Source organism: Rhodobacteraceae bacterium D3-12 (genome assembly GCA_025916135.1).
Taxonomy (GTDB): domain Bacteria; phylum Pseudomonadota; class Alphaproteobacteria; order Rhodobacterales; family Rhodobacteraceae; genus JAKGBX01.
On sequence record CP104793.1, the window covers coordinates 2,417,725 to 2,431,662 of the forward strand.

At 56.9% G+C, this 13,938-nt stretch carries 17 protein-coding genes; 6 read left to right on the plus strand and 11 right to left on the minus strand.

Going from position 1 to position 13,938, the window contains the following annotated elements:
• Positions 1 to 789: an MBL fold metallo-hydrolase gene (locus N4R57_11800; protein UYV35749.1), complete on the minus strand. Its 789-nt coding sequence runs from the start codon at positions 787 to 789 to the stop codon at positions 1 to 3.
• A 26-nt stretch (positions 790 to 815) separates the two neighbouring features.
• The gene (locus N4R57_11805) at positions 816 to 1,043 is read right to left on the minus strand and encodes an MBL fold metallo-hydrolase (GenBank protein ID UYV35750.1); all 228 of its coding nucleotides are present in this window, start codon (positions 1,041 to 1,043) and stop codon (positions 816 to 818) included.
• 279 nt (positions 1,044 to 1,322) lie between these two features.
• On the opposite strand from N4R57_11805, the gene N4R57_11810 reads away from it, so the two are divergent.
• The 6 genes from N4R57_11810 to N4R57_11835 all read left to right on the plus strand — a co-directional run bounded on the left by N4R57_11810 (position 1,323) and on the right by N4R57_11835 (position 5,075).
• Positions 1,323 to 2,534 (plus strand): FAD-dependent oxidoreductase, encoded by a 1,212-nt coding sequence (locus N4R57_11810; GenBank protein ID UYV39564.1) that lies wholly within the window; start codon positions 1,323 to 1,325, stop codon positions 2,532 to 2,534.
• 217 nt (positions 2,535 to 2,751) lie between these two features.
• Positions 2,752 to 2,997 carry a DUF3489 domain-containing protein gene (locus tag N4R57_11815; protein UYV35751.1) on the plus strand — a complete coding sequence of 82 codons (246 nt, stop codon included), beginning with the start codon at positions 2,752 to 2,754 and terminating at the stop codon, positions 2,995 to 2,997.
• A gap of 8 nt (positions 2,998 to 3,005) precedes the next feature.
• Positions 3,006 to 3,398, plus strand: a complete 393-nt coding sequence (locus N4R57_11820) for a DUF2924 domain-containing protein (GenBank protein UYV35752.1) — start codon at positions 3,006 to 3,008, stop codon at positions 3,396 to 3,398.
• A 2-nt stretch (positions 3,399 to 3,400) separates the two neighbouring features.
• Positions 3,401 to 4,312, plus strand: a complete 912-nt coding sequence (locus N4R57_11825; protein ID UYV35753.1) for a recombinase family protein — start codon at positions 3,401 to 3,403, stop codon at positions 4,310 to 4,312.
• Positions 4,312 to 4,881, plus strand: a complete 570-nt coding sequence (locus tag N4R57_11830; protein ID UYV35754.1) for a hypothetical protein — start codon at positions 4,312 to 4,314, stop codon at positions 4,879 to 4,881. The genes N4R57_11825 and N4R57_11830 overlap by 1 nt, the downstream gene beginning before the upstream one ends.
• A complete protein-coding gene (locus N4R57_11835) occupies positions 4,878 to 5,075 on the plus strand; it encodes a hypothetical protein (GenBank protein UYV35755.1) in 198 nt (65 codons plus the stop codon). The genes N4R57_11830 and N4R57_11835 overlap by 4 nt, the downstream gene beginning before the upstream one ends.
• 707 nt (positions 5,076 to 5,782) lie before the next feature.
• Here N4R57_11835 and N4R57_11840 read toward each other — a convergent pair.
• The 9 genes from N4R57_11840 to N4R57_11880 all read right to left on the minus strand — a co-directional run bounded on the left by N4R57_11840 (position 5,783) and on the right by N4R57_11880 (position 13,891).
• Entirely contained in the window at positions 5,783 to 6,715 is a 933-nt protein-coding gene (locus N4R57_11840) for a branched-chain amino acid ABC transporter permease (GenBank protein ID UYV35756.1), read from the minus strand.
• Between the two features lies 1 nt (position 6,716).
• A complete protein-coding gene (locus N4R57_11845; GenBank protein UYV35757.1) occupies positions 6,717 to 7,568 on the minus strand; it encodes a branched-chain amino acid ABC transporter permease in 852 nt (283 codons plus the stop codon).
• A gap of 13 nt (positions 7,569 to 7,581) precedes the next feature.
• Positions 7,582 to 8,298: an ABC transporter ATP-binding protein gene (locus N4R57_11850; GenBank protein UYV35758.1), complete on the minus strand. Its 717-nt coding sequence runs from the start codon at positions 8,296 to 8,298 to the stop codon at positions 7,582 to 7,584.
• Positions 8,295 to 9,011, minus strand: a complete 717-nt coding sequence (locus tag N4R57_11855; GenBank protein UYV35759.1) for an ATP-binding cassette domain-containing protein — start codon at positions 9,009 to 9,011, stop codon at positions 8,295 to 8,297. Before N4R57_11855 ends, N4R57_11850 begins: the two co-directional genes overlap by 4 nt.
• Before the next feature lie 69 nt (positions 9,012 to 9,080).
• Entirely contained in the window at positions 9,081 to 10,310 is a 1,230-nt protein-coding gene (locus N4R57_11860) for an ABC transporter substrate-binding protein (protein ID UYV35760.1), read from the minus strand.
• 17 nt (positions 10,311 to 10,327) lie between these two features.
• Positions 10,328 to 11,146, minus strand: coding sequence for an alpha/beta hydrolase (locus N4R57_11865; protein ID UYV35761.1), 819 nt, complete (start codon positions 11,144 to 11,146; stop codon positions 10,328 to 10,330).
• On the minus strand, positions 11,143 to 12,456 hold the full coding sequence (locus tag N4R57_11870; protein UYV35762.1) for an ArgE/DapE family deacylase: 1,314 nt from the start codon (positions 12,454 to 12,456) through the stop codon (positions 11,143 to 11,145). The genes N4R57_11865 and N4R57_11870 overlap by 4 nt, the downstream gene beginning before the upstream one ends.
• The gene (locus tag N4R57_11875) at positions 12,456 to 13,097 is read right to left on the minus strand and encodes a cysteine hydrolase (protein ID UYV35763.1); all 642 of its coding nucleotides are present in this window, start codon (positions 13,095 to 13,097) and stop codon (positions 12,456 to 12,458) included. Before N4R57_11875 ends, N4R57_11870 begins: the two co-directional genes overlap by 1 nt.
• Positions 13,094 to 13,891, minus strand: coding sequence for an N-formylglutamate amidohydrolase (locus tag N4R57_11880; protein UYV35764.1), 798 nt, complete (start codon positions 13,889 to 13,891; stop codon positions 13,094 to 13,096). The genes N4R57_11875 and N4R57_11880 overlap by 4 nt, the downstream gene beginning before the upstream one ends.
• Positions 13,892 to 13,938 lie beyond the last annotated feature (47 nt).

Consider the following 13,938-nt stretch of genomic DNA (forward strand, 5'->3'; position numbering starts at 1 on the left):
TTAGGATAAAGTCGTCCGCCGGTTGACCAACATGCCACCCATTGCTACCGTCTCAATCTCTCCGCGTCGAACCAGACGGTTCACATGCGCCAGCGTCTCGGTGAACGCAAAACTCATCTGATGCGGGTCCAACTCGCGCGGGAACAAAATCGGCACCAGATCAGCAACTGTATGCGGGCGCTCTGCGCAGGCGTCCCGCACCATATCGCAACGCTCCTCATGGTGGCCTTCCAGCTCCGCACACCGCTCATGCAGCCCGTAAAACGGCCGCCGATGACCGGGCAGAACGAGCACATCATTCGAAATCTCGGCCGCCATAAACCTTAGCGACCGCAAGAAATGCCCAAGCGGGTCACCGTTTCTCTCATTGGCAAAAACGCTGATGTTGGGTGAAATCCTCTCAAGCACCTGATCGGCAGCGAAAAGCAAATTTTCTTCCTCGCAATGCAACATGACCTGTTCATGGCCGTGGCCATCACCAGTGATAACCCGCAATGTCCGCTGGCCGATCACCACAACATCCGGCATCAACAGTCGCACAAATGAGTCCGGAAGTTCCGCAACCCGGCGCAAATAGTCATTGCCCTGGATCGCCACCAACCCGGCTCCCTCCCGCGTCATGCCATGGCTGACATAGAAGTCGAAATTGTCGCGCGTCTGGCGTTCATTTTCGCCCAGCGATATCACCTTGCTTCCCATGTAGGCCGAATAGCTGGTTAACAGCGGCGCGCCAAACCGGTTGCACATCCATCCAGCAAGGCCGATGTGGTCGGGATGATGATGGGTCACAATGACTTTCGAAATAACATATCCCGCTAGGGGACCTCTAAAAACACTTCCCAGGCTGCAATCGCGTCGTCGGTCTTGATCCCCGTATCAATCACGGCCCAACCATCGTGATCGCGAAGCAAATAGATATTCACGTGATCCAGCCGGTAGGGCAACGGTATGCGCAACCACTTGATACCGTCAGCGATGTCAACGACCTCTCCAAAGTCGGGCATGTTATCAAAGGGAAAGCGAAGGACTGAACCAGCGTTCATTGTGAATTCCTTTTTATGCAAAGTGCGCACTCTCGTGCCATTAGTATAGCCGTCCGTCTAGCCGGATTAACGCCTTCTCGACCGGCCTGCAATCCAAGCCAGAGAAAATTTGAATCTCAACTGAGATCTGAATTCCCAATATTTGTTAGATACATTTCCTCATCTATGAGCTCCGTCACCTCACAAATCGTAACTATTTCGCCAGCATTCTCCTCATTTCTATTTACCGGACATGCATCCGGATATTATAGTGGCACCCGAAAACAGGAGATCCAGAATATGCGCAAAATAGTCGTCGTCGGAGCAGGGCAAGCAGGGTTCTCCTTAGTGTCGCGGCTCCGCACAAAGGGGTTCACCGGCACCATAACCCTCCTCGGAGAAGAAGCAGATGCCCCCTACCAGCGCCCGCCCCTGTCCAAGAAGTACCTTTCGGGAGAGGTCGATCGCGAGCGGCTCTATTTTCGTCCCGAAGGCTACTATGCCGACAACTCAATCGACTTTCGCCCCTCGACCCGCGTTCTCGACATCGACCGACAGAACCGGCGTGTGACCCTGCCGGACGAAACACTCAACTTCGACGCACTTGTCCTCGCCACCGGTTCCAGACCGCGAAAACTGCCCGCCGAGATGGGCGGCGCGCTCGAAAACCTTTTTTATGTCCGGACCCTTGCGGACATAGACGCCATGCAGCCCAATTTTCAACAAGGCGCCCGTTTGCTGATCATCGGTGGCGGGTATATTGGTCTCGAAACCGCTGCGGTTGCGGTGCAACTGGGGCTGGACGTCACCCTGCTTGAAGCGGCCCCCCGCATCCTCGATCGGGTCACAGGCCCTCAAACCGCCGACTTCTACCGCCGCGTCCACAGCGAAAACGGTGTCCGCTTGATCGAAGGCGTCGGGCTCGACCGCCTTACAGGCACTACAAAAGTTGACGGCGCAATCCTGAGCGATGGAACCACTATCGCGGCGGATTTCGCTATTGCAGGCGTCGGTGCCCTCCCAAACACCGACCTCGCCGAAGCAGCCGCTTTGGACATCGAAAACGGTATAAAGGTGAACGAATTCTGCTATACCTCCGACCCTGCCATTTTCGCCATCGGTGACTGCGCCTCTTTCCCGCAAGACGGCCTGCGACTGCGCCTGGAAAGCGTCCCCAACGCCATTGATCAAGCCAACGTCGCCGCCGATGTCATTCTGGGCGAACCGACAGAATACCGCGTCAAACCATGGTTCTGGTCCGATCAATTCAACATCAAACTTCAAATCGCAGGCCTGAACATCGGCTACGACCAGACGATTCAACGCGTCGGCCCCAAGCCCGAGAGCATGTCGGTTTGGTATTTCCGTAACGCACGCCTGATCGCGGTCGACGCCGCAAACGACCCCGCCGCATACTTAACAGGTAAACGCTGGATAGAAGCCCGCGTATCACCAGAACCGACGGACATAGCGGATCAAAGCAAGCCGCTGAAAAAACTAGTGGCCAAATGAAACCCCGCCAGCAAAAAGCAATGCACCGTCCCCCTATGTCATTCAAATACAGGCACGTGTTGTGAACAAAGACACTCCGAGTCGCGCCAATTGCGCCAATCCGGACTGGACTTCGCTTCCTAATAGAGCGTCACTGTTCCCAAGCCCGGCCGCACCCCGGGCGCGTCTCGGTACCAGGGCCAGCATCCCGCCGGCCCGGCACACCCGAGGAGCAAACATGCCCAAATCCCAATCGACACCGCCGCGCGAAACCAAGACCGCAATCCTGCGCAAACTTCTGAGCCGCAAGTCTGGCGCCGATCTTGCGGCGCTGCAGTCTGCCTCCGGCTGGCAGCCTCATTCGGTCCGGGCTGCGCTAAGCGGGTTCAGGAAGGCGGGTTACACCATCGACCGCGCCGTTCCTGCCAAAACAGACAATGGACCCGTGTACCGCATCACCAGCGGTCCGGAGGGCGCCCGGTGAGGCCCACCGTGGCTGCGATCGAAGCCATGGACCGGGCGGCGCTGATCGCCGCCTGGGACGAGGTTTTCGGCACACCCGTCCCGAAACGCCTCAGCAGCCCGTTCCTGCGCCGGTTTCTGGCTTTTGAAGTGCAGACCCGGGAGAGCACCGGGCTGCCAAAGGGATTTGTCACGAAGCTCGCCAGGACGGCCCGGGATGACCCGTCTCCCGCGATTCCCGCGCTCAAGCCCGGTGGCCGTCTGATCCGGGAATGGAATGGTGTTACCTATGTGGTCGATGCCGTCGAGGGCGGGTTCCTTTGGAAGGGGCAGCGCTATGCCTCGCTGTCGCCGATCGCCCGCGCCATCACCGGGGCCCGATGGTCGGGGCCGCGGTTCTTCGGTCTGAAACGGTCGGCGTGACCATGAGCAAAGCCCGGATCCGCTGCGCCATTTACACTCGAAAATCCTCTGACGAGGGGCTCGACCAGGGCTTCAACTCGCTGGATGCCCAGAACGAGGCCTGTGCGGCTTTTATCGCCAGTCAGCGGCACGAGGGTTGGGTTGCGGGCAAGAGCCGATATGACGATGGCGGCATCTCGGGCGGCACGCTCGACCGGCCCGGCCTTCAGCGCCTGCTGGCCGACATAGACGCGGGGCTCGTTCAGATGGTTGTGGTCTACAAGATCGACCGCCTGACACGATCCCTTGCCGACTTCGCCAAGCTGGTCGAGCGCTTCGATGCTGCGGGCTGTTCCTTTGTATCAGTCACCCAAGCCTTTAACACCGCCTCATCGATGGGCCGGCTGACGCTGAACGTCCTGTTGTCCTTTGCCCAGTTCGAACGGGAAGTCACAGCCGAGCGGATCCGTGACAAGATCGCAGCATCGAAGAAGAAGGGGCTTTGGATGGGCGGGGTACCCCCGCTGGGATACGATCCGCATCCCGATACGGAGACCCGCAGTCTCGTAGTCAATGCCAAAGAAGCGGAAACGGTGCGGATGATCTTCGGTCTCTACGATGATCTAGGCTGCCTGAACGCGGTCATGCGCCGTGCAAACGAGACGGACCTGCGCTCCAAGCTGCATCGCTTCAAATCCGGCCGCGTCCAAGGCGGCAAACCGTTCTCGCGCGGTCAGATCTACGCGTTGCTGCGCAACCCGATCTACATCGGCAAGATCCGACACAAGACCAAGATCTGGGACGGTCAGCATGAGCCTATCATCGGCATTGAGCATTGGGATCGGATCGTGGCAAACTACAATCTGCCAGCGCACGGCCGAGATCAAAAGCTGGATCCCAGAACAATCGCACCAGAAACGAGACGGCACCACTAATGGGCAAACTTCGGGACGAGACCGGCGATCGATTGACTCCAACACACACACGACGCCTTGGACGGCACATTCGCTACTACATCTCCAATCGGTTGATCACTGGCGGCACCGACCCGAGTGGCTGGCGATTACCCGCAGGCCAATTGGAACAGGCCGTTTTCGACATTATTGCAAAGCACATTGGTAGTCTCGCTCGCGTGCATCGGATCCTTGTAAATGCAGACCTCCAGACTGGCGATGCAATCCGCAACAAGGCATCGGGCTTGGCGATGCGGCTGTCGGCGGGTGCGCCAGACCTAATTCGAAACCTTGTGTCTGAAGGCAGCATCGGAAATGGGCGCATCACGTTGATTTTGGAAGCAACTGAATTGGCAAACGAACTGAACCTGAAGCCGAATGAGATCGATGTGACAGCGCTCCAGATCGAAGCCCCGTTTGCGCTGCGTCGGCGGGGCGTCGAGGGGAAGATTGTTGTCGGGGATCGCGAGTCAGAACCAGACCAAACCCTTCTGCGTGCCTTGGTCCGGGCGCATGCCGGACAGCAGATCTGCGCAACGGCAAACCCTTGAGCGAGATCGCCGAAGCAACCAGCCATTCCGAATCCTACATTCGAACCCGGGCCCAGATCGCCTTTCTTTCGCCTGCGATCCAGAAAGCGATCTTTGAGGGTCGCCAGCCACCAGACCTCACCCTCGAACGGATCGTCCGCAAACCGGTTCCACTAGATTGGGACAGCCAAGCCAAATTATACGGTTTTGATTAAAGTTTTGGACTTCCCTGATCTTCATCTGCACTTCCCTGTTTCTGCAGAAAAGTTCCCTGTTAATTGCGAAAAAGTTCCCTGTTAATTTGCGCAGGGAAATCTCTCGCAACCCATTGATAAAACTACTTTATTTGCGAGGAAATTTGGCCAAAACGACCAGAATATGTGAAATTTCCCTGTTAATTCCCTGTTAACAAGGAATTTTGGTCCTAACCGAAGCGCCTGATGCTGCCTCCGGAGACAACCCTGGGAAATCGCCCTGAACAATGACGCAACGGTCGTCTCTCTGGGAAATGCCACAGTCCAAGCCCCCGGAAGAACGGGGGAAAGCAGGGAAAAAGGCAGATTGCTGACAGAGACTGGGGTGGGTGGCGGAGGGGGCGGGCCTGATATCCAACCTGCTCCAATTTTCACTCGGCTGATGATGACAGCCGGGACAACGATGGCTGCTAGAGACGGTGCCAAAGCTACGCTTTTTGGCGGCTCGCTTCAATGGTCAGTCAGCCGTCGTTCGCTGTGGGTTCTCGTTTAAGTTTCACGCGTGCCTCCTCTGTGACAAGCGCGTCGAGTATCGGCTCCCCGTTGACCGCGGAATCGTTCCTGTCACTAGTCTATCTACCTCAACCGCCCTTCCCGCATCCGGCCATCATCGTTTGGCGGCTCATCTTACTGTTTCCAATGGACCGCACTGGCAAACACGAGCCTACCTACGTCCTTCGACCCCAAATTCTTGCTAATCCACCGGGTGCGAAGCGCAGGATGAGGATCATACCTATGGCAACGACGATGAATCGCGCTTCCTCCATGCCGCGGATTCCTGCCATGGCCTCTGTAGCGAATGTCAGCACCAGGGCGGCGACAATCGGGCCAACGATGGTCGCGGTACCTCCGATAAGCACCATCGACAGCGCGAGACTAAGCGTGCTGAAGCTTAGCACTTCGGGAGCAGCGACGCGCAGATAGATGGCAAAGAAGCCGCCCGCGATCCCCGGGAAGATCGCACTGGCAACGAGAGCCAGCACGCGCTGTCGGGCAACTGAGATGCCACGAGCTTGCGCATAGCCTTCATTGTCGCGCACCGCCAACAAGGATTTTCCGAAGTGCGAATTTGAGAGCAACAGCAAGTATATGGTCGAAATCACCAAAAGACCAAGCGCCACGTAATAGTACCCGAATTTGAAGTCGCGGATGAAGCGATAGTCGCCAATTTCAAGTCCCGGGATACGCACCATGCCGCTCGCACCGCCGGTGATCTGGCTTTGGCTGAGGATTAGTTGCAGGACCAGTTGGCTGAACCCGAAGGTAACCAGAACCACGTAGATTCCTTTCAGTCTTGCCACAGGCAGTGACACGATCAAAGCGGTGATAGCTGCCGTCACGCCGCCCATGGGAATGGCAATCCACGGATCTATGCCCCAGGTCTTGGCGGCGACTGCCGAAGTGTAAACACCGACTGCGAAGAATGTGAGATGACCAAAATTGAACAGGCCCGCATAGCCCAGCGACAGGTCCCAATTCGAGGCAATAACGGCATAGACGAAGGCCAGGATGAACAGGTGGCGCGTGTAGCTATCGGTCACATAGACCGGCAGGATGGCGAAAACCGCAAGAGCAATCAGCAGGACAATCGGATGGCGCATCTCAGGCCCTCCCAAACAGGCCGTTAGGCCGGACGATCAAAACAATGATTAGGCCAAGGAACAGCATGAAAGGCGTCCAATAAAGGCCAAGGACAAGGATCAGAAACGCCTCGGCCAGACCGATGACGAAAGCCGCACCCACGGTAGCCCCCAGTGAACCGAGTCCACCAAAGATGACCACGATCATAGCCTTGACCAGCGGCTCGGCTCCCAAAGTCGGCGTGATGAACCGGATGCCCCCTAAAAGAATGCCGGTCAGCCCGGCGAGTGCTGCGCCCAACCCAAATGCGAGTGCGAACGTCAGCGGCACGTTGATGCCCAGAAGCGCGGCGGCGTCTTGGTTCTGCCCTACCGCTCGCAGCGACCGACCGGTAGAGGTCTTGGTCGCAAAGATCCAAAGCGCGACCAGAATGGCGGGCGCGATAACCACGATAAGAGCTTCATGAACCGAGACAACCGCGCCAAACACCGACACATCGCCCTCGATCAGTCGCGGTAGCTGTTTCAGGCGGGCACCCCAGATGATCTGGGCGGATTTCTCCAAGATGATCATCGCGGCAAGCGTCGTCATCACCGTAATAAGCAACATGTTGGGGCGTCCGTAATAGGGGCGCACAAGAAAGTACTCGATAAGGACGCCGAGGATCGCCGTTGCGCCGACACCCGCGACCAGCCCAGCCCATAGGCCAAGGCCCAGCCCCTCCGACACGGTCCAGGCGATGAAGGCACCCATCATCATCAATGCGCCATGGGCGAAATTGAAAACGCCTAGCGTCGTCCAGATTAGGCTGAGGCCGCTAGCCATCAGTGCGTAGAGCGAGCCGAGGACGATGCCTGAAACAAGGGTGGTCATAAGATAGTCCATCTCAAGCGTGCTCCCCGAAATACATGTTCATGATTTCCTGATGGTCTGGAGCGTTTTCCTTTGCGATTTCCCGCACGACTTCTCCATGTTCGATCAGATAAAGCCGGTCCGCCAAAGCCAACAAAAGCTCAACGTCCTGTTCAACTACGATTACTGGGACTTCGGCCGAGATTTCCTTAAGAGCAAGCGCCAACTCCTCTTTGAGTTTCGGGGAGAGCCCGAGAGTAGGTTCATCGAGCAAAAGCAGCTTTGGCGCGCACATCAAGGCTGCGCCGATGGAAAGCATTTGGCGTTCGCCCCCCGACAGAGTTTTCGCTTTCTGAGGACCACGTTCGGCGAGACGGGGAAACAAATCATAGACCCTCTCCAAAGATGACCGCGCGACCGCGCGGGCGGGCTTGGAAAAGGCAGCCATCTCCAGCGTCTCTGCCACGCCCATGTCGCCAAAAAGCGCGTTGCCTTGCTGGGAGTGCACAAGCCCTTTTGCGACAATAGCAGACGGACGTGTTGCCGTGATGTCTTCGCCGTTCAAGCTGACCCGGCCAGCGGTCGGTTTCATCAGCCCCGAGATCACCCGCAACAGCGTCGTCTTGCCATGTCCGTTTGGGCCGAACAGACCGATATTTTCCCCCGGCGACATATGCAGGCTAAGCCCGCGCAGCACTGTGACGGAGCCATAGGCGGCCTCGACGCCTGAAGCTTCCAGAACATGGGTCATGCGGCACGGCTCCCCAGATAAGCTTCGATAACAGCCGGGTTTTGCATCACGCTATTGGGGTCTCCTTCCGCGAGCAGAACACCTTGGTTCAGGACGATCAAACGTTCAGACAGCGCCATCAACAGGCCCAGCACATGTTCGATCAGAATGACCGTGACGCCAGTTTGGTTGATCTTTCGCAAGAGCGCTTCCAGAGCGGCGATCTCTGGCCGGGTAAGGCCTGAGGCCGGCTCATCCAGCATCAGTGCTTTGGGGCTCGTGACAAGCGCAGAGGCGATCATCAATTGCTTACGCTCATACACCGAAAGATCGGTCGTCGGCATATCCCGCCGTTCAGACGCAAACTCGACAGTATCAAGCGGGGTTTCGGCATCGCTTGCTACCCCGCCATACGTCGCGGCGATGGCCACTGTCTCTGTTGCGGTCAGGTCGGGAAATTCCACGTCCTTCTGAAACGTGCGGGCCAGTCCAAGACGGGCGATTTTGTGTGGGGCCATTTTATCGATGCGCGTGCCATCAAATTGAACCACACCCGAGGTTGGCCCAAAGGGGATACGCGTCATCACATTAAAAAGAGTGCTTTTGCCCGAGCCATTTGGCCCGGCGATGCCCAAAAACTCTCCCGGAGCTACGTCAAAGCTGACATCGTTTACAGCCGTGAGGCCGCCAAAGCGTTTGGTCACGCCCGTAAGGGACAGGATGGGTTTAAGCATTTGCATTCCTGTGGTGGCCTTGTCTGTGGTGTCCTGGGTCGCGCAAGAAACGCGACCCAGGCAGCGAGATTACTTCATCCAAGCTGGTTCGACGAACTCGCCCGTCGCGTACACCGGTGGGTAGAAGAGCACTCGCTCGCCATTTTGAATCTGATAGAACTGAAGCGGGATACCTTCGTTTGACTGCACCGCCAGATGGGTCGCCGGATCGAAGGAGACCTTGCCCATGGCCGTCTGTGTGCTAGAGGCTCCGATGGCCTTGCCAATTGCGACGCGGTCGGTAGGGTCACCAACCTTTTTCAAGGCGGCGGCGTATATCATCACTTGCTCATAGAGCGCAGCACCATAAGTGCCAGGCGCATTGCCATGAGCTTTTTTGTACTTCTCCACGACCTCAGCCGCCCTCGGGTTGGTCGGCGTGTTCAGAATGCCGCCCAAGAGGTTGTAGACGATGCCCGAAGATTGCTCTTTTGTCAGCTCAATGAACTCTGGCACCGAAGGCGCGTACTGGATGAACACCAAACTGTCGGTTGGATTTTCGTTGAACTGTGACACAAACAAAGCTGCGTTAGACGACAAGTAGTCTGTGTTGATGATCACTGCAGGTTCCGCTTCGCGCACAGTGCCCAAGAAGCCACGCCAGTCATTGATCTCACCAAAGGGGAGAAGATCGTTGGTGACAACTTCCCAACCCGCACCTTCAAAGGCCTTGACCATGCCGTCGGCGATGCCCTTGGAATAGGGGTTATCCGAGGCAATCAAAGCAACTTTTTTGTTCGGTAGGTCCAGCTTGCCATCGGCAGCAAGACTTTCAATCACTGGTACGATTTCGGTGTTGTAACCCGCAAATGACGGTGTCACCGACCAGACCGTCGGAAAGGCATCCGGAGCGGGTGCGATGATTGCTTCGGTCTGCGACGAATTGCCCGAAATCATATAGATCATCTCCATCTCGCCCATTAGCTCGATTTCGAAGTTTGATCCCGAGGCATAGCCGGTCATGATTGCGCCCATGGCACGGTCACCCAGCAGACGTTCGGCGGCGGTTGTTACCTTGTCGGCGGCCCCGTCGACCACGTCACCGACGACGAGCTCGAATGTATAACCGCCGATGCCGCCAGCGGCGTTCAATTCGTCAATGGCAAGTTGCGCGCCTTTGACCATTTCCTGACCGTCGGCAGCTTGTCCGCCTGAGACAGGTGCAAGCACCCCGATCTTGACGACCTCGGCGGCGGCAACGCCGGCGCTTGCGATCAGCCCAAGCGCCGTGGCGGTGGCAAGTAGTGTTCTGCGTTTCATAATTTGGCTCCCTGTTTCTAGCTTATGTCGTTGAGAAATCTGCTCAGATAAGTCTCAAAGGCTTCAGGCGCCTCCCAAAAGGGTGCATGCCCAATTCCTGGCAAGTCGTGGACCTTTTTGTCCCAAAGGTTCCGGTAGGGTAGACCTGCGATGAAGTCGTTGTTGATAAAGGCGTCTTCGGCACCGTTAACGATGGCCAACGGTACGGGTGCGTTGATGGCCAGATCCTGTTGGTTCGGCCCAACGCCACAAGCAAGTTTGGCGACCATCAATGACCGTGCTCGCCCGTCGCAGCGGGCGACGGCCTCCTTCAAGAATGGATCATAGGGGGCATTTGGTCCGCATGTGGTGTGCGCGAACACATCAATTTCTGCGTCCGAGAGGATTTGCTTTGAGGCGGTAGAATGTTCGATGTCCCCGGCAAATCCCTCCGCCACCGCCCCCATGCCCTGTGTAATCGGCGGTGAACCGGTGATCATCACACCTGCGAGATCATCCGTCTGCGCCATCATATCTAGCGCGATATGTCCGCCCAGTGACCACCCCAATACAGCATAGCGGTCAATGCCCAGTTCTTGCATCAACTCGATGGCCGTCGCCCCATAGCCTTGCATGTTGTAGGTGCGATCAGGGTCATGCGCGTCATCGCTGGCCCCGTGACCCGGCAAATCGACGGCGATGCAACGATACGTCGCGCCAATCTCCCCCTCCAGTTGATTGCGGAAGACCTGATGCGAGGTCGAATTGCCGTGGAGCATCAACAGCGGCAAGCCGCTACCTCTCGTTTCTGTAAAGGCAATCCGCGCATGACTGGTGTCAGCGTACTTTACGCTCATGACTTGACCCCGCACATATCCAGAACTGTGGCGGCGATGACCTTGGTGGTCTCAATCAGGCTGTCTACTTCAACGCATTCATTGTTGCCGTGAAACCCGTCTCCTGACGGGCCATAGATGACCGGCACAACACCTTTGCCAGCGTAATGCGCGGCATCGGTGACAGCTTCGAAACCTTTCAGACGCGGCGCGTTTTTTTGGAACTGACTTGCGCGCGCCAAAGTGGCTTGGGTCAGCGGATGATCCTCGGGCGTGTTCATTGGCGGGAAGTGCAGCCCCCAGAGCGACCATTCGACCTTGGGCGGATGATCCCGCATCCATGGGTCCATCTGCGCGAAATGATGCACGAAGGCATCGAATTCGGCCTTCACTTCCGAAAAATCCTCTTGCGGCATGAACTTGTAGTCCAGCACGATGGTGCAAACGTCCGACGTCATGGCCGCATTGGTCATGATGGCCGGATTGCCATCCTCCCCCATACCTGCGCCGCCTTGAATAGTGCCCGGGTTTATGGTCGCCAAACCAGCGGGCATCAGCGGATGGTTGTTGTCACGGCAGCGGCTGGCCTCGAAGTCGCGTAAAGCGGCAATGAAGCGGGTGGCCAGTTCGATTGCGTTGACACCCGGCTCTAGCCGCCCCGGCGTGTCATGCTGTGGCCAGATCATGTTGTAGCGCCATCCCGCATGAGATTGCTTGCCGAAAATTGTGACCCTGACCCAATCCAGCCCGCCCTCAGCCGGGATCACATTGCCCCAAGTGGGCTCCGCAATCAGCGCGTGTTTCGCCAGATAACCCCTGTTCACCACGTCAATGGCGCCGAAACCACCCGCCTCTTCATCCACAACCGTGTGGAGAGACAAACGCCCCTCCAACTCGACACCCGCCGTTCGGATTGCGCGAGCAGCAGAAATGCAGGCAGCCACACCGCCCTTCATATCCACTGCGCCACGCCCCCACACTCGACCGCCATCAAGCTGACCCCCGAACGGATCCCGTTTCCACGCATTGGCGTCTCCAACGGGAACGACATCGACATGGCCACACAGGATCATGCTTTTCTCTTCTGCCCCCGGAAGAGTGGCGATGACATTCGGGCGGTCTTCGAAGCTCTCAAACCTTTCGGTGCCGAAGCCCAACGAACCCAGTTCCTTTTCGATCTTGTCCTGCACATCGGCTTCGCGGTTCAGGCCCTGTTCTATTTGAAACTTAGGGTTCACCGACGGTATACGTACGAGGTCCTGCGTCAAAGCGACGACATGATCCTTGTCGGCTTCGATTGCTTCGATGACGGCTTTCAGTGCGGTATCCATCAGGCACCCTCCAGTTCTGCAATTAGCTCTGCTGTTGTCACTTGGCGGCAATACCCCCTGATCGTACTGAGGGAATTGTCGTGGCGTTCTGGCGTGTAGGTTAGACATGCATCGGTGACTTGCGTCACGAGATAGCCCAGATCACAGGAGTCGCGGATCGCACTCTCAACGCATTGATCCGTCAGCAAGCCCGAAAGCACCAACTGCTTAACGCCGAGATTGCGCAGGATGTAGTCGATATGGGTCGAAACAAAAACCGAGGACGAAGTCTTGGGCAAAACGATCTCGTCACCTTCGGGCGCGATCTGATCGATGACCTTTCCGTCCCACGACCCTTTGGGAACGTTAAACCCGGTGATCTTATAGTCGAGCGAGCGATCGCGCCCATCCAGCGTCAGGCTTTCGATAGTGGTGTACATCACCTCAACCTTGGCTTTGCGCGCGGCAGCTTGAAGTGCCTGCATATTGGGAATGATACGGGTATTCAGCTGATCAAAGAACCAACCGAATTTGTTGTCGAACTCTGCCTTGGAATATTCGGCGAACTCTGCTCCATCCGGATGCGCAGAAAAGTTCTGTACATCGATGAACAACAGTGTGCTGTCCTGCGGCACCAGCGGCATATTGCGTGAGAGTATCATGACGGCTCCAAGATGGCGGTGATGGCGTTCGCCAACAGATCCGCCCATTGAGCGATGCCCGCGTCATCGCCAAGTTGATCATTTCTCACTTCGATCAAACAGTGCCGCACGCCGCGCGGCTCTGCATGTGCGGGAACGAACCAATCGGTGTCCGCTTCAATTTGATAGGGTTGGTTGACCGCGCAATGCAGATCAGGCCGAATGTTGGAAAGATGCGCCACAAACGCGTCGGCGCTCGCTTGATCAGCTCGGCTCAGGAATCCCGCATGCCACGGGCGCGCCTGCCCGCCCAAGTTGGGTGTGAACGAATGGACAGAAAAAGCTGCCTTGCGACCCTCCATCAATCGGCTGATCGCAGCATTCATGGGCATAAAAATCTCTTCCACCCGAGCAAAACGGTCGGCCGCGCTGGCCGACTGGTTGGATGGGATGACGACACCGTCGCTCTTAAGGGGAACAGAACGAGCGCTGTCATGAGGGCGGTTGCAGTCAATCACAAGTCGCGAGTAGCGCTGGATAACCAGAGGTGCCCCAAGAAGATCAGCAAGCCTGCGCGCCAGGTCTTCAGCACCAATATCCCAGCCACGATGGCTTTCAATGACGTCCGGCGTCACCCCAAGATCACCCAACGCAGCAGGAATCGCCTTCCCCGCATGTTCGCAAAGCAGGAAAATCGGGCTCGCGCTCTCAGCGTTAATTTTCTCCACGGGAGGAGGATCACTTGGCGCAAGCAGGGTTCTAGATTCAGCAAAGACCATACCCTTAACGTAAGGAAAGAAAATATTCAGAGTCAACAAAATTTACCTTGACTGAAAATAATTTTTCAAAGAAAGGTTAATAC

Coding starts and splice junctions, on each gene's coding strand:
- N4R57_11805 (UYV35750.1), bottom strand. CDS start 1,043: ATGAACGCTGGTTCAGTCCTTCGCTTTCCCTTTGATAACATGCCCGAC.
- N4R57_11810 (UYV39564.1), top strand. CDS start 1,323: ATGCGCAAAATAGTCGTCGTCGGAGCAGGGCAAGCAGGGTTCTCCTTA.
- N4R57_11815 (UYV35751.1), top strand. CDS start 2,752: ATGCCCAAATCCCAATCGACACCGCCGCGCGAAACCAAGACCGCAATC.
- N4R57_11825 (UYV35753.1), top strand. CDS start 3,401: ATGAGCAAAGCCCGGATCCGCTGCGCCATTTACACTCGAAAATCCTCT.
- N4R57_11830 (UYV35754.1), top strand. CDS start 4,312: ATGGGCAAACTTCGGGACGAGACCGGCGATCGATTGACTCCAACACAC.
- N4R57_11840 (UYV35756.1), bottom strand. CDS start 6,715: ATGCGCCATCCGATTGTCCTGCTGATTGCTCTTGCGGTTTTCGCCATC.
- N4R57_11845 (UYV35757.1), bottom strand. CDS start 7,568: ATGACCACCCTTGTTTCAGGCATCGTCCTCGGCTCGCTCTACGCACTG.
- N4R57_11850 (UYV35758.1), bottom strand. CDS start 8,298: ATGACCCATGTTCTGGAAGCTTCAGGCGTCGAGGCCGCCTATGGCTCC.
- N4R57_11855 (UYV35759.1), bottom strand. CDS start 9,011: ATGCTTAAACCCATCCTGTCCCTTACGGGCGTGACCAAACGCTTTGGC.
- N4R57_11860 (UYV35760.1), bottom strand. CDS start 10,310: ATGAAACGCAGAACACTACTTGCCACCGCCACGGCGCTTGGGCTGATC.
- N4R57_11865 (UYV35761.1), bottom strand. CDS start 11,146: ATGAGCGTAAAGTACGCTGACACCAGTCATGCGCGGATTGCCTTTACA.
- N4R57_11870 (UYV35762.1), bottom strand. CDS start 12,456: ATGGATACCGCACTGAAAGCCGTCATCGAAGCAATCGAAGCCGACAAG.
- N4R57_11875 (UYV35763.1), bottom strand. CDS start 13,097: ATGATACTCTCACGCAATATGCCGCTGGTGCCGCAGGACAGCACACTG.